Genomic DNA, 14,283 nt, shown 5'->3' with positions numbered 1-14,283 from the left:
ACCGAAGACCCGGCCGGTCACACCCGGCGTCACCCGCACGGCCGGGCCGCGGGACGACCGGGCCCCGGTCACCCGCGCGGCCGTCCGGAACGCGCTCCCCAGCCGGTGGTGACGTCCGCCACGCCGGATGGGCCCGTGCGGCCACGACCGGGACGTCAGTGGCCCGGTACGTACCCGCGCTGCTTGTCGACCACGTTCACCAGCGGCAGGCCCGCCGCCCACCGCTCGTACAACTCCACGAACTGGGCGCCGAGTTCGTCCCGCCAGCCGACGGTGTCCCCGCTCATGTGCGGGGAGACGACCAGCCCCGGCAGCTCCCAGAGCGGGCTGTCGGGGGTGAGCGGCTCGGCCGCGAAGACGTCCAGCGCGGCGCCCGCGATCCACCGTCCGCGCAGCGCCCGGGCCAACGCCTCCTCCACGACCAGCTGCCCCCGGCCGACGTTGAGGAAGTACGCGGACGGCTGCATCATCCCGAACCTGCGGGTGTCGAACATGCCCGGCGTCCTCCCAGTCAGCGGAGCGGCCGCGATCACCCAGTCCGCGCCGGCCATCAGCCGGTCCAGGTCCTCGGGGCCGTGCACTGCGGACCGCGCGGTCCGCCCGACCAGCGCGGTCCGCACCCCCAGCGCGCCGAGCGTGCCGGCGATCGCCCGGCCGATCGGGCCCGAGCCGACCACCACGGCGCGGGTCCCCGCGACCCGGCGCGTCTCCCGGTGCCGCCAGGCCCGCTCCCGCTGGAGCTCCAGGGTCCGCGGCAGGTCCTTGGCGAAGGCGAGGACGAGGGCCGCGACGTACTCGGCGATCGGCCGGTCGAAGATCCCGCGGGCGTTGGTGACGACGGTGTCGGACGCGACGAGTTCCGGACAGAGCAGATGGTCCACGCCCGCGCTCGCCGTGTGCACCCAGCGCGGCCGGGGACCCTCACCGGGCCACGCCCTGCGCACCGCGTCGGAGGCGAAGTCCCACACCAGCAGCACGTCCGCGGCAGGCAGCCGCCCGGCGAGCGTCGAGGCGTCCGCGTGCTCGACCCTGACCCGGCCGGTGAGCCTGCCGAGGCGGGGGAGCGGATCGGCGTCCAGGACGAGCAGCGTGGGGACGGTCACGGGCTTCGCCTCCAGGTTCTCCGGCACGGTGGCTCCCCGACGGCCGCCGGTGGCCGGCCGGAGGCGGAACGGCGCATACGGGTCATCTCGGCCAACCAGGTGACCACATGGGCGGCGCTGCGCCGATGGGGTACCCGAGCGGTGGGACCGTATCAGGCGCTGATCGACGCGTCGGCGCGCTCCGGGACCGTACCGCCGGGCCGGGCGTCCGGTCCGGGCATCCGGTCCGGTACCGCCGGACGTGCCGGAAGAGAAGCAGCAGGAAGGCTGGACATGACCGCACTGGGATTCCTCTATCCGGGCCACTCCGCAGAGGACGACTATCCGCGCATCGAGCAGTTGCTGGGCAGCGACGTCCGGGTGGACCTGGTGCACACCGACACCGGCGAGGACGCGCGCCGGGTGGACGCGCTCCTCCAGATGGGCGCGCCCGAACGTCTGGCGGCGGGCCTCCAGCAGCTCCGCCTGTCCGGCGCGGACGCGGTGGTGTGGGCCTGCACCAGCGGCAGCTTCGTGCACGGCTGGGACGGGGCCCACGAGCAGGTGCGCAGCCTCGCCCTGGCGGCCGGCATGCCCGCCTCCTCCACCTCCTTCGCCTTCGTGCACGCGCTGCGGGAGATCGAGGCGCGGCGGGTCGCCGTCGGCGCCACCTACCCGGACGACGTGGCGGCGCTCTTCGCCGAGTTCCTGCGGGCCGGCGGCGCCGAGGTCACCGGCGTGCGCGGCTCCGGGGCGGTCACGGACGCCGAGGTCGGCGCCTGGGGCGAGGAGGAGCTGTTCGCGCTGGCCCGCGCGGCCGACACCCCCGACGCCGACGCGGTGCTCCTGCCCGACACGGCCCTGCACACCGTCGCCCACATCCCCGCCCTGGAGAAGGAGCTGGGCAAGCCGGTCCTCACCGCCAACCAGGTCACCGTCTGGGAGTGCCTGCGCCTGGCGGACCGCCGGGTGAACGCCCCGGAACTGGGCGCGCTGTTCACCCGGGAGCCGATCGTCCAGGTCTGACCGCGGACCGCGTCCGGGCCGGTCACGGAGGAGAACGCGTCCGGGCCGGTCACGGAGCCATGCCGCGGTCGGCCCGGTCACGGAATAGAAGGGGTGCCGGCCCTGTTGTCCACCGGGAACAGCGCACGGCGACACACAGGAGGCACCCCACCGTGGCCGCAGACGACACCGCAGCCGACGGGATACGAGGCACCGCCCACGGGGACGCGCCCGTCCCGCTCTCGGTCCTCGACCTGGTCACCGTGGGGGCGGGCAGCACCGCCACCGACGCGCTGAGGACCAGCGTGCAGCTGGCCCGCCTCGCGGAGTCCCGGGGCTTCCACCGCCACTGGGTCGCCGAGCACCACTCCATGCCGGGCGTGGCGTCCTCCTCCCCGGCGGTGATCCTGGCCCACCTCGCCGCCCACACCGAGCGCATCCGCCTCGGCTCCGGCGGGGTGATGCTGCCCAACCACGCGCCCCTGGTGATCGCCGAGCAGTTCGGCACCCTGGAGGCGCTGGCCCCGGGCCGGATCGACCTCGGCCTCGGCCGTGCCCCCGGCACCGACGGGGCCACCGCGGCCGCCCTGCGCCGCACCGACCGGCTGAACGAGGGCGCAGACGACTTCCCCCAGCAGCTCGCCGAGCTCACCCGCTTCCTCGACGACGACTTCCCCGACGGCCACCCCTACGCCCGCATCCACGCCGTCCCCGGCCCGGTGCAGGCGACCTCGCCCGGCGGGGTGCAGTCCCCGCACCGTCCGCCCGTCTGGCTGCTCGGCTCCTCCGGCTTCAGCGCCCGGCTGGCCGGCATGCTCGGCCTGCCGTTCGCCTTCGCCCACCACTTCTCGGCGCGGAACACCGTCCCGGCGCTGGACCTGTACCGCGAGTCCTTCCGCCCCAGCGAGGTCCTGGACGCCCCCTACGCCCTGATCGGCGTCTCCGCGCTGGCCGCGGACGACGAGAAGGAGGCACGCCGTCAGGTGCTGGCCGCCGCACTCAACATGGTGCGGCTGCGCACCGGTCGCCCCGGGCTCGTCCCCACGCCCGAGGAGGCCGAGGCGTACGACTTCAGCCCGGCGGAGCGCGAGTTCATCGACTCCTGGAACGCCGACGTCGTGCACGGCACCCCGGACGAGGTCCGCGCGGGCCTGGACGAGCTGCGCAAGCGCACCGGCGCCGACGAGCTGATGCTCACCGCCAACGCCCACGGCGGTGACGTCCGGCTGCGCTCCTACGAGCTGATCGCCGACGTCTACGGATTGCCGACGCCCGCCTGAACCCCGGGCGTGTCCAGCAGTTCGGAGATGCGGTCCGGCGACACCGGCCTGGAGTACAGCCAGCCCTGACCGGTGTCGCACCCGATCCGGCGCAGCCGGGTCGCCTGCGCCGAGGTCTCCACGCACTCGGCGGTGACGGTCAGGCCGAGCCGGTGGGCGAGCTGCACCATCGCCTCGACGATGACCTCGTCCGCGGGGCTCGCCTTGGCGGTGCGGTCCTCGATCTGGAAGCCCCGTACGAAGGAGCCGTCCAGTTTCAGCACCGACACGGGCAGCCGGCTGAGGTAGGCCAGGTTCGAGTAGCCGGTGCCGAAGTCGTCGATGGCGATGCGCACGCCCATGTCGCTGAGCGCCTTCAGGGTCTGGATCGGCCGGCCGGAGGAGCCCATCACCGCCGACTCGGTCAGCTCCAGCTGGAGCAGTTCCGGCGCGAGGCCCGTCTCCTGAAGGATGTCCGCGACGTCCGCCACCAGGTCGGAGTCCCACACCTGACGGACCGCCACGTTCACACTGACGAAGATGGGCGGTCCCTGCGGGTGCTCCAGCTGCCACGCGCGGGCCTGCCGGCAGGCGGTGCGCAGCACCCAGCGGCCGAGCGGCACGATCGAACCGTCCTCCTCGGCCAGTGAGATGAACCGATTCGGCGTCAGCGTGCCGAAGCGCGGGTGGTGCCAGCGAACCAGTGCCTCCACCCCGTGCACCCGGTCGTCCTCCATGCCCACCAGCGGCTGGTACTCCAGCGCGAACTCGCCCCGGTCGATGGCCGGTCGGAGGGTGGAGGCGAGCGCCTGACGGGTCACCCGGTGGGCGTTGCGCTCCGGGTCGAAGAGGGTCCAGCGGGCCTTGCCGTCGGCCTTCGCCCAGTACAGCGTCGTGTCGGCGGCCTGCATCAGCGCGGTGGGGGTGGTCCCGGCGGCGTGCCGCTCCACCACCCCGATCGACGCGGAGACCGACAGCCGCCGGCCCGACAGGTCGAACGGTGCCTGGATCGCGTCGAGCAGCGACTCGGCGAGGTCGGCGAGCTGTTCGGTGCCGGTGGAGTCCTCCACGAGCAGCGCGAACTCGTCCCCGCCGAGCCGGGCGACCAGCGGCGTGCCGGTCCTGGCCGCTTCCTTGGCGCACCGGGTGAGCCGTTCGGCGACGGCGGTCAGCAACTGGTCGCCGACGCGGTGGCCCAGGGTGTCGTTGACGGCCTTGAACCCGTCCAGGTCGAGGTAGCACAGCCCGATCCGGCCCGTGCCGCTCTCCTCGTACGACTCCGCCTCCAGCGCCTTGGCCAGCCGCTCGAAGAACAGGGTGCGGTTGGGCAGCCGCGTCACCGGGTCGTGCATCCGTACGTGCCGCAGGCGCTCCTGGAGCTCGCGGTGGTCGCTGATGTCGGCGACCGACAGCAGCACGCCCCCGTCCACGGCGGGCAGCGGGGCGACCGTCACCCGCACCCACAGCGCGTGTCCCTCGGGGTGCTTCAGCCGGCGCGAGCAGCGCAGCCGGGCCCGCCGCCCGCGCAGCATCTCGCGGTAGGCGTGCCAGGTGCGGGCGTCGGAGGTCAGGTCCACCAGGTCGGCGGCGACGGCCCCGGTCAGGGTGTCCTGGTCGCGGCCCAGCAGGCCGGCGAGGGCCGCGTTGGCGCCGGTCACCAGGCCCTCGCGGTCGACCACGGCCATCGCCAGCGGCGCGGCCGTGAAGACGGAGCGGTACGACGGGGGAGACGGCGCGGGGGCGCGCACGACGGGGGGATCCGTACCGGCAGAGGTGATGATCTCACTCTCCGTGACGACCGGCCGGTCGAGTTCCGTCGCGGGCGCCGGCCCTTCGGACGTTCCGCTCACCACTCGCTCCCGCAGTGCACTCGATCGCTGTCCGCCGCTGTCCGTGCAGGAAAGTCTCTCAGTACCAGGAAGTGTGCCGATCATAGAGGCCCGAGCCGGGGCCTTCCAGCCACTGTCCGGTCTTCCGTCCGGATCCGCATCTCCGCCCGATCGTTTCTGCCCACGGGTGGGCGGCTTATGCGGACCTCCGACCAGTTGTGACGTTCCGTGAGTGAACAGGAAGTCGACTCCGTTCGGCTCCGTTCGGATTCCCCCCGTTCTCACCCGTCCGGTGCAGTTGAACAGGGCGCAGTATGACAAACCATCACAGTCTGGGGTGCGGTGTCCCGCGAACCGTTCCCCGGAGGTCCCCGTGCCGCGTCAGCTCACCCCGGGACGACTCGGCCGTGCGGCGCTGCGCAGCCGGTTCGGCCGTTCGGGTGGACTGTCCCTGCCCGGCCGGCCGGGCGTACGGCCCCGGCTGCGCATGACCGCGGCGATGTGCACCACCATGTCGGCGCTCGCGGCGACCTCCATGGTCAGCGTCCCCTCCGACCCCGAGCCGTTCTCCGCGGCGCCCTGCGCCCTCACCCGCACCGACGCCCACCACTCCGAGGGCCTCGACACCTGGAACGCCGCCTATCCCCGCCCCGCCCGGTCCCTGGACGCGGTGATGGTGTTCCTGTCCTTCCCCGACTCCCACCCCCTGACCACACCCGCCGAACTCGCCGCCGACCACTTCCCCGCCACCAGCCGCTTCTTCCGGCAGGCGTCCTACGGCAAGTTCACCCTGCGCCCGCACCCCCTGCGGCACTGGATCCGCATGCCGCGCCCCTCCACCGAGTACGCCATAGAGCGCGACTGGACCGTCGCCCACCGCGCGGCCTACCTGCGCGACGCGCTCGCCGTCACCGACCGGCACGTCGACTACGCCCGCTACGACGTCGTCTACTTCGTCGCCGACCCGGACGCGCCCGGGGTGGACTCCGACGCCACCAAGGTCGTCAACCTGGACCGTCCGATGCGTGCCGACGGCGCCGACATCCACCGGGTCGTCACCGTGTTCGAGAACCATCCCCCGGACCGGCTCGTCCTCGCCCACGAGACCGGCCACGTCTTCGACCTGCCCGACCTCTACCACCGGCCGGTGGACGGCAAGGGCGACTGGGACACCCACGTCGGTGACTGGGACCTGATGGGCAGCCAGTTCGCCCTCGCACCGGACCTGTTCGCCTGGCACAAGTGGAAGCTGGGCTGGCTGGAGCCCCGGCAGGTGCGGTGCGTGCAGGCCGGGCCGGTGCGGCTGACGCTGGAGCCGCTGGCGGCGGGCCCCGGGACACCGGTGACGGGGGCGGCGGGGGCGCCGTCCTTCGGTCTCGGGCGGGGCACCAAGCTCGCGGTCGTGCGCACCGGCGCCGACACCGCGCTCGCCTTCGAGGTGCGCGGCCGGGCCGGCAACGACACGGCGGCCTGCCGGCAGGGGGTGCTGGTCTACCGGGTGAACGCCGACACCCGCTCCGGGCGCGGCCCCGTCGAGGTCGTCGACGCGCACCCGCACACCGAGGCCTGCGGGGAGGACTCCGTCTACCCGCCCCTCGCGGACGCGCCGGTCGGCCTCGGCGAGAGCTTCACGGTGCCGGGGACGTCCGTCCGGGTGGAGGTGGAGGGGCGCACGGCGTCCGGGGCGTGGACGGTGAAGATCAGCACGCGGTAGCCGGACCCACCGCACATGAGTGAGGCCCCTCGCTGCTGCGAGGGGCCTCACTCATGTCGTGCGCCGCCAGGGACTCGAACCCCGGACCCGCTGATTAAGAGTCAGCTGCTCTAACCAACTGAGCTAGCGGCGCCTGCTGACGTCGTAGACATTAGCATCACGATCGGCGGGAGGAAAAATCGATATCCGCACGGCGGCGCGGGCCGCCCGCACGGCCGCCCACAGCAGCACCTCCGGGCCCGGCAACCAGGGACGACGGGTGTCGGGGGCGACCAGCCAGCGGGCGACGGGCGCGGGGTCGGCGGGGCCCGCGGGAGCGGGCGCGGGGACGGTCACCGCGTCACCGGCGCCATGGCACAGCAGCGGCGGGACGCCGTCCGTCCGGGCGCCGCGCGCGCCCCACTCCTCCCACTCCAGGAGGGCGGGCAGCCGCTGGGCCGTGCCGGGCGCGGCGAAGAGCAGCGTCCGCCCGCGGAACTCGGCCACGGGGCCGGACCCCGGCCCCTCCTCCCACAGCCGGTCCAGCATCCGGCGCCCGAACAGCGCGGGCACGCTCACCACGTCGAAGACCACACCGCAGGGCAGCACGACCGGCGCGTCCGGCCGCTCCCCCCAGTGCGCGAGCGTGCTGCGCGGATACGTCCCGGCCGAGGCGAGCCAGGCGGCGCCGTCCGGGGTGACACCGCTGACGTCGGAGACTTTCCGTGGGCTGCTCATGACGCCTACATGTACCGCCCGTGAGGGAACGGTTCCGCAGAGTTGCGTGAACCGGGGACGCGGGGACGGGCTAACAGGTATCGTGCCCGTCCGGCATATGCCACGCCCGTTCGAGCAGTCAGACAAGCCCTAGGGGCTCAGGCGGGATCGACGTGCCCCGGCCCTTCGCCGCTGCGCATCAGGTCCCGGCCGAACTCGACCATCTTCTTCGCGTAGTCCTCGGTCCACTCGGCGCGCTCGGCGATGTCCGCCGCCGTCAGCCGGTCGAAGCGCCGGGGGTCGGCGAGCTGGGCCGCCGCCATCGCCTGGAACTCCGTCGCCCGGTCCGCCGCCGCACGGAACGCGAGCGTCAGCTCGGTCGCCCGCTCCAGCAGCGCGCGCGGATCCTCGAGCGACTCCAGGTCGAAGAAGTGCTCCGGATCCGAGGCCGCCGCCGCGGGCTCGAACAACAAGGGCGCGGGGCGTAGCCGCGGCTGCTCCCGACGCGGCGCCTGCTCCGCCATGGGATCTCCTTCACGTACGACGATCGCCCCCCGGTAGGCGGGCCACCGTCCATTGTCCCGCGCCCGCGCAAGAGGGCGTCGACGCCGTGTCCGGCGGTGCCCCTGCGCGGGGAGCCCGCCGGCTCGTCGGCCGGTGGAAGTCGTGGTGTCCACCGGGGGATCACCGGCGCCGCCGCGCGGCTCAGTCCTTCGTGGTGGCTCCCAGGCGGGTGAGGCTGCGGTCGTGGGGGCGGGTGAGGAGGAGGAGGGCGGCGGTGGCGCCGATCAGGGCGCAGAACATGTCCCACTGGGTGTCCCAGACGTCGCCCTGCGTCCCCAGGAACGCGTCGGCCGCCTGTCCTCCGATCACGGCCGCCAGCCACTCCAGCATCTCGAAGCCTGCGCTGAAGGCGAGGCAGGCGCAGACCGCCAGCGGGGCCAGCCAGCGGCTGCCGCGCAGGGGTGAGGTACGGACGAGGAGCTCCCGGACCAGGATCGCCGGGACGAAGCCCTGCATGAGGTGGCCGAAGCGGTCGTAGGGGTTGCGCTCCAGGCCGAGCCCGTCGCGCACCCAGTCACCGGCCGGGACCTCCGCGTACGTGTAGTGCCCGCCGACGATCAGGACGACGGCGTGGGCGGCCAGGAGGCCGCAGAGCAGGCCGCTCAGCGGGAAGCGGTGGCGCAGCAGGATCGCCAACGGCAGGCCCACCATCACCCACACCGTCTCCAGCACCCAGGTCGTCGGGTCCTTGGCGCCGAACGCCGACGCCACGAGCGCCACCGCGACGAGGGCCGCGAGGACGGCGGGCAGCCGACGGCCGCCGCGGCCCGGCAAGGACAGGGTGCCTGCCGGTGATCCGACGGGCGCGGGGAAGGACGGCATCAGTGGCTCCTCGTGTCCAAGGCCCCCGGCTGTCCGGCCGTCCGGCCGCCCGGGGTGTACGGCCATCCTCGGCGCGCCCGGACGCCCCGGCATGAGTACGCCTACTCAACCGCCCTGCCGGAACAACTCGCCGGCGCCCTGAGCCGGCCGGTCCCGTGGACGGTCAGGGCCGCCAGGTCACCCGGTGTTCGGACAGGTGGGCGAGGACCGCGTGGTTGGCCTCCCAGCCGTCCGGAAACTTGACGAGGGTGCCGAGCTGGACGGGTTCCGTCGAGGGGTAGTCGTCCAGCAGGTCGGTGACTCCCTCGCGGCAGACGACGATGCAGGCGTGGCGGTGGCGGGAGGCGAGGACGCACAGGCGGCCCGTCTCCAGGTGGAACGCGGTGGCGTCGGGGCGGCCGGAGAGGGGGTGGAGGACGACGGTGACGTCGTACTCGCGCCCCTGGAGGCGGTTCGCCGTGTCGACCACCACGTCCGTCACGCCGAGTTCCGCGAGGGCGGCGCGGATCGCCGCCGCCTGGTCGCGGTGGGCGGTGCCGACGGCGATCCGGTCGGCGCTGAGGGGGGTGGGGTCGGGGGAGCGTTCGGAGGTCGAGGCGCCCTCGCGGTCCAGGAGGCGACGGACGACCTGGGCCACCGCGCGGACCGCCTCCGGGTCCGTGCGCGGGGTGTGGCGGGCGGGGAGCTGGAGGAGGCCCCAGCCCGATGCCGCGGCCTCGTCGATCACACGGTCCGGGGCGGAGGCGTCCGAGGCGACGGAGAAGGCCAGCCCGCGGTCGCCGTGGCCGGTGCCGCTGCGGAACGGCGTGTAGGGGTAGAAGGCGTCCGACACCAGGGGGGCGGCGGAGGCGGGGAGGCGCCAGGAGACCGGCAGGCGGTGCTGGGGCAGGCCGGGGTTGTGCGCGAGCAGCGTGGTCACCGCCGAGCCGGAGGGGTCGTAGGACAGGCCCGCCCACTGCTCGGCGCCGACGATGGAGAAGGGGTCCAGCTGGCCCGGGTCGCCCACGAACAGGGCCCGTTCGAAGAGACCGGCCACGGCGAGGAGCGCGTCCGAGCGCATCTGGTACGCCTCGTCGACGATCGCGTGCTGCCAGGGCTCCACGCCCTTGACGTGGGCCCACTTGGCGGCTGTGGAGATGACGACGGGCAGTCCGGCGAGGTCGGCGGCCTTCGCCGACTTACGGACGTGGTCGAGGGAGTCGAGTGCCTTGTCGTAGGGGTCGGTGTCGCTGCTGTGGAGCCGGCCCACCGGGAGGTCGGGGTTCTTCTCGGCGAGGCGCAGGACCAGGTCGTCGACCTGGGCGTTGGTCTGGGCGACCACCATCAGCGGGCGGCCCGCCTCCGCCAGTTCCAGCGCCGCGCGCACCACCAGCGTGGACTTTCCGGCGCCGGGCGGGGAGTCGACGACGACACCGCGCGCGGTGCCGTGCAGGGTGTCGTGGAGGATCGCCTCGGTGGCCCGGGTGGCTTCGGCGCCCGGGTCGAACACGGCCGGGGTGGCGGGGGCGGTCACAGGATGTCCTCCTCGGTCACCTGGTCGGCGGGCTCCGGCGCCGGCTCCTCACCGGGCGGGCCGCCGTGGGTCCACGGGGTCTCCTCCGGGTCGGGGAGCTTCGCGCCGCCGCGCGGTTCGTGCTCGAAGAGGGTGAAGCACAGCCGGTCGCCCTTCTCGGGGACCGAGCCCGGCTCCGGCTCCTTGCCCCGGCCCATCCTGTCCAGGACGCGCAGGACCAGCAGGCCGCCCTCGGGGCCGTCCTCGTAGCCCACGAACTCCACCGTCTGCGGCTTCCCGCCCAGGGAGCGGTAGGCCCGCGCCCGCTCGCCGAGGTGCGGACCGTCGTCCGTGCGGACGGTGACCAGCGGGCGGGGGCTCGGGCGCTTGCTCTCGCTGTACGCCATCACCACGTCCACCACCTCACCCGCGAACGCCTCACCGGACAGCCGCCGGGCCGCCATCACCAGCGGGTCGTCGAGCGCCTCCTGGGCTTCCAGACGGGACTGCTCGCGCTCGCGCGTGGCGAGCTTGTTCGCGGCGGTGACCGCGTCGTCGCGGCGCGGCTGGGGCGGTTCGCCGGACGCGACCCGGTCCCGGTGACCGGTGAAGGACCAGCGGTCGCGGGTCCAGCGCTCCTCGACGCGCGAGCCCTCCGGGAGCTCCCGGAGCAGGTCCAGGCCCTGCCACACCGCGTCCCACGTGGGCCGGGTACGGCTCGCCACCAGCGCGCGGATCTCCCGCTCGGCGGCGGTCAGCGCACCCAGGCGGTCGTCGGCCTCCAGGCCGTCCTCCGCCGCCGCCAGCGCCGTGCGGGCGCGGTCGTACCGCTCGATCGCCGGGGCGAGGAGCCTGTTGTCGAACGCCGGGTCGGTCGCCGGGCCCGCCGGCGGACAGAGCAACTGGCCGGCCGCGTCCCGCGCGAGCTCCGCCTCCTGCGCCGCCTCGGCGCCGGAACGGCCCTCGGGCGGGGCGATCCAGGCGAGCAGCGCGCCCAGGTGCTGGTCCTCCAGCGAGGACTGCCCGGTCGCCCAGTGCCGGCCGAGGACGTCCGTCATGGCCAGCAGGAGGGAGGAGCCGGGAACGCGGGCCCGCTCCCCGAAGTGCGTCAGCCAGCGTCCGAGGAGCGGCACCCGCGGCGGCGCGGGGAACGGGGTCTCCGGGTCCTGCTCCGCCGTGCGCCGGAACCGCGTGGAGCGCCCGAGCAGCCGTACGAGGTCGATGCCGGCCCGGCTCGGCACGATCAGCTGGGGCGCGTCCGCGCACAGCTCGACCTCGACCTTCACGCGCTTGCCGGTCTCCGGGTCGGTCTCGGACCGCTCGGCGGGCTCCACGACGTCCGCGAACCCGTCGATGTACGGCAGCACCACGTCGGCCAGCTCGGCCAGGAACGCGAAGCGCAGGTCGCGGTCGCGCGGCTGCGGCACGGCCAGCAGGCGCGGGGCGTCCCGGTCGGTGCCCACCAGCGCGCCGAGCGGGGCTCCGGCCTCACCGGCGGTGATGAGCGGGACGAACACCAGGGGGCGCGTCGACAGGTGCCGGTGCCGGACGGTGGCGGCGGGCTGGGCGCGGCCGGTGCTGACGGCCTCGAGGCGGGCGAGGGTGGCGATCAGGGACAAGGGGCCACCTCCCGCGAGGCCGTCCCCAGGGCCTCCGCGCGCAGGGCCGCCGCCCTGCGCAGTGCCGCCACCGCCGGGTCGTCGGGGTCACCGGCCTCCCCGCGGGCCGCCGCCAGGACGTCCTCGACCGTCGTCAGACCGCCCAGCTCCGCCCGTACGGGTCGGCCCAGGGAGGTCACCGCGCCCTCCGCGCGCGAGCGGTCCCGGCAGTGGAAGGCCAGTTCGCAGGCGGACAGGCACTCCGGCGCGTAGGCCGCCGGGACCGCCTCCACGGCCCGGGTGAGCTGCTCGGCGGGCAGGTCCGGCGAGAAGCAGGTGCCCTCGGGGAGCGCGTCGGCGATCTCCTCGATGCGGGTGAGCCGGGCCAGCTGGCGGGCGGTCACCGCGCGCTGCTTGCGCACGTCGACGGCGGACGCGGTCGGCAGGTTGGAGAAGTCCTTGGGGCACACCAGCAGGATCCGGTGGCGTACCCGCGGGGCGGGCTCGACGCGCGCGGCGACCTGCTCCAGGGCCAGCACGTACACCGCCGCCTGACGGGCCGCCGCGCCGACCTTCGCCGGGTCCGCGGCGCCGTCCAGCAGGGGGAACGACTTGATCTCGACGACCGTCCAGCTGCCGTCCGGGTGCACCACGACCGCGTCCGGCTCCAGGAACGCGGGAGAGCCCGCGACGTCGAGCGCGAGCATCGGGTGGTCGAGCAGCGTCCACGCGCCGGGCGCCCCGGCGGCCTCGCGCAGCGCCAGCTCCGTACGGGCCGTGCGCCCCTGGGGGCCCTGCGCGGTGAGGTCGGGCACGCGCGCCTCGGCGGGCGGTTCGGACCCGCGGTCCAGCTTCTCGTGGGCGAGGCGCAGCAGCTCCGTACCGCCGTCGGCCTTGACCTTCGCCTCGAAGGCGTTCCCCCGGACGAGCGCGAACTGGGACTGGCCGAAGGCCGAGGGTGAGCCCAGCGCGCCGGCCAGCGCCGCCTTGTTCACCCCGGCGCCGTCGAGGATCGCGCGCCGTCTGCAGCCCGGGTTGGCGGCGAGGGCGGCCAGGGCGCGCGCGTCCAGCGCCTTGGCCGGCACCTCCGGGCCGCGCAGTTCAGCGAGCCGGTGCCGGAGCGCTCTCTCCCGCGTCCGAGGGGGAGGCACCCGGTTCGGTTGCTGGTCCGTACGGCGACTCGGGGTGCCGCTGCCGTGGAATTCGCTCACCCGCGGAAGTCTGGCATCCGGCACTGACAATCGGGGTACGCGTGGCGGACGGGGCCGCCGGGGCGGGTGCGTACCGGGGCAGGTACCGGGCCTTGGCCAGGTCGGCGCAGCGCATCACGCGGGGGGCGAGGAGCAGGCCGGCCCCCATGACGGCGGCGCCCGCGACCGCGTCGAGGAAGTAGTGGTTGGCGGTGCCCATCACCACGATCGTGGTGACCAGCGGGTAGACGACGGCGGCCGTCTTCGTCAGGCGGGTCCTGCCGTACTTCCACAGGATCACGCCGCACCACAGCGCCCAGCCGACGTGCAGGCTCGGCATCGCCGCGTACTGGTTGGTCATCCCGCCGAGGCCGCGCGGGGCGCTCGCCTCGCCGCCCCACCAGCCGTACGAGCTGTAGTACGCCATCGTGTCCACGAAGCCGTGGCTCGCGTCGAGCAGCCGGGGCGGGCAGGTGGGCAGCAGGGTGAAGCCGATGAGGCCGATGAACGTCGACGTCATCAGCCAGGTGCGGGCCGCGCGGTAGCGCACCGCGTGCGACCGGAACAGCCAGATCAGGACCGCCGGGGTCACCAGGTAGTGCAGGGAGGCGTACCAGAAGTCGGCGGGTATGCCTATCCAGGGTTCCCGGGTGAAGAGACGGTTCAGCGGGTGCTCGGCGTTGAGGAACAGCGCCTGCTCGACGCGCAGGATCGCCAGGCCGTGGTCCACGGCGTCGGCGACATCTCCCCGTACCACCAGCCGTCCCGCCGAGTAGCAGGCGTACACCAGGAGGATGAGCGGCAACTCCGTCCACCAGCGCAGCCGGGTCGCCGGGACCGCCTCGGTGCCCGGTGTCTCGGTGTGCGGCATCCGATCGCTCCCCCTTGCTCCTTGTGCGCCGCTCGTTCGGCGGCCAGTCACTCTACGGTGTCCTCGCGTCCCCCCGTGAGACGCCCTCGGCCCTCATAGACGCAGAGATCTCCCGCCGGGTTGCCCCTGACCAGGGTGCGCGAAGATGGAGAAGTTCCGCT

The 14,283-nt window shown here is 74.3% G+C and carries 12 protein-coding genes and 1 tRNA gene; 3 read left to right on the top strand and 10 right to left on the bottom strand.

The window, feature by feature from the left end; translation table 11 throughout:
* Positions 1–155: 155 nt before the first annotated feature.
* Positions 156–1,103 (bottom strand): D-2-hydroxyacid dehydrogenase, encoded by a 948-nt coding sequence (locus IE118_RS05075; protein ID WP_189556091.1) that lies wholly within the window; start codon positions 1,101–1,103, stop codon positions 156–158.
* A gap of 273 nt (positions 1,104–1,376) precedes the next feature.
* Here IE118_RS05075 and IE118_RS05070 point away from each other — a divergent pair, with 273 nt between their 5' ends.
* Both IE118_RS05070 and IE118_RS05065 read left to right on the top strand, forming a co-directional pair.
* A complete protein-coding gene (locus IE118_RS05070) occupies positions 1,377–2,108 on the top strand; it encodes a maleate cis-trans isomerase family protein (RefSeq protein WP_189556001.1) in 732 nt (243 codons plus the stop codon).
* Between the two features lie 152 nt (positions 2,109–2,260).
* Positions 2,261–3,367, top strand: coding sequence for an LLM class flavin-dependent oxidoreductase (locus IE118_RS05065; RefSeq protein ID WP_189556000.1), 1,107 nt, complete (start codon positions 2,261–2,263; stop codon positions 3,365–3,367).
* Here the strand turns inward: IE118_RS05065 and IE118_RS05060 are convergent.
* A complete protein-coding gene (locus IE118_RS05060) occupies positions 3,343–5,196 on the bottom strand; it encodes a putative bifunctional diguanylate cyclase/phosphodiesterase (RefSeq protein ID WP_189555999.1) in 1,854 nt (617 codons plus the stop codon). The genes IE118_RS05065 and IE118_RS05060 overlap by 25 nt on opposite strands.
* A 352-nt stretch (positions 5,197–5,548) precedes the next feature.
* Here IE118_RS05060 and IE118_RS05055 point away from each other — a divergent pair, with 352 nt between their 5' ends.
* Positions 5,549–6,889 (top strand): M6 family metalloprotease domain-containing protein, encoded by a 1,341-nt coding sequence (locus IE118_RS05055; RefSeq protein WP_229846659.1) that lies wholly within the window; start codon positions 5,549–5,551, stop codon positions 6,887–6,889.
* A 59-nt stretch (positions 6,890–6,948) separates the two neighbouring features.
* Here the strand turns inward: IE118_RS05055 and IE118_RS05050 are convergent.
* The 8 genes from IE118_RS05050 to IE118_RS05015 all read right to left on the bottom strand — a co-directional run bounded on the left by IE118_RS05050 (position 6,949) and on the right by IE118_RS05015 (position 14,122).
* A tRNA-Lys gene (locus IE118_RS05050) sits at positions 6,949–7,022 on the bottom strand.
* Positions 7,013–7,606 carry a bifunctional DNA primase/polymerase gene (locus IE118_RS05045; RefSeq protein ID WP_189555998.1) on the bottom strand — a complete coding sequence of 198 codons (594 nt, stop codon included), beginning with the start codon at positions 7,604–7,606 and terminating at the stop codon, positions 7,013–7,015. The genes IE118_RS05050 and IE118_RS05045 overlap by 10 nt, the downstream gene beginning before the upstream one ends.
* A 137-nt stretch (positions 7,607–7,743) precedes the next feature.
* Positions 7,744–8,109: a DUF8844 domain-containing protein gene (locus tag IE118_RS05040; RefSeq protein ID WP_189555997.1), complete on the bottom strand. Its 366-nt coding sequence runs from the start codon at positions 8,107–8,109 to the stop codon at positions 7,744–7,746.
* A 181-nt stretch (positions 8,110–8,290) separates the two neighbouring features.
* The gene (locus IE118_RS05035) at positions 8,291–8,971 is read right to left on the bottom strand and encodes a DUF2238 domain-containing protein (protein WP_189555996.1); all 681 of its coding nucleotides are present in this window, start codon (positions 8,969–8,971) and stop codon (positions 8,291–8,293) included.
* Positions 8,972–9,134: 163 nt separating this feature from the next.
* Positions 9,135–10,484 (bottom strand): AAA domain-containing protein, encoded by a 1,350-nt coding sequence (locus tag IE118_RS05030; protein WP_189555995.1) that lies wholly within the window; start codon positions 10,482–10,484, stop codon positions 9,135–9,137.
* On the bottom strand, positions 10,481–12,082 hold the full coding sequence (locus tag IE118_RS05025) for a hypothetical protein (protein WP_189555994.1): 1,602 nt from the start codon (positions 12,080–12,082) through the stop codon (positions 10,481–10,483). Before IE118_RS05025 ends, IE118_RS05030 begins: the two co-directional genes overlap by 4 nt.
* Entirely contained in the window at positions 12,073–13,212 is a 1,140-nt protein-coding gene (locus tag IE118_RS05020; protein WP_189555993.1) for a hypothetical protein, read from the bottom strand. Before IE118_RS05020 ends, IE118_RS05025 begins: the two co-directional genes overlap by 10 nt.
* Positions 13,163–14,122, bottom strand: a complete 960-nt coding sequence (locus IE118_RS05015; protein ID WP_189555992.1) for a phosphatase PAP2 family protein — start codon at positions 14,120–14,122, stop codon at positions 13,163–13,165. Before IE118_RS05015 ends, IE118_RS05020 begins: the two co-directional genes overlap by 50 nt.
* Between the last annotated feature and the right edge of the window lie 161 nt (positions 14,123–14,283).

Source organism: Streptomyces pilosus (genome assembly GCF_014649835.1).
Classification (GTDB): Bacteria; Actinomycetota; Actinomycetes; order Streptomycetales; family Streptomycetaceae; genus Streptomyces; species Streptomyces pilosus.
The sequence above is the reverse complement of the archived record's forward strand: the minus strand, read 5'-3'. Positions and strand labels throughout refer to the sequence as shown.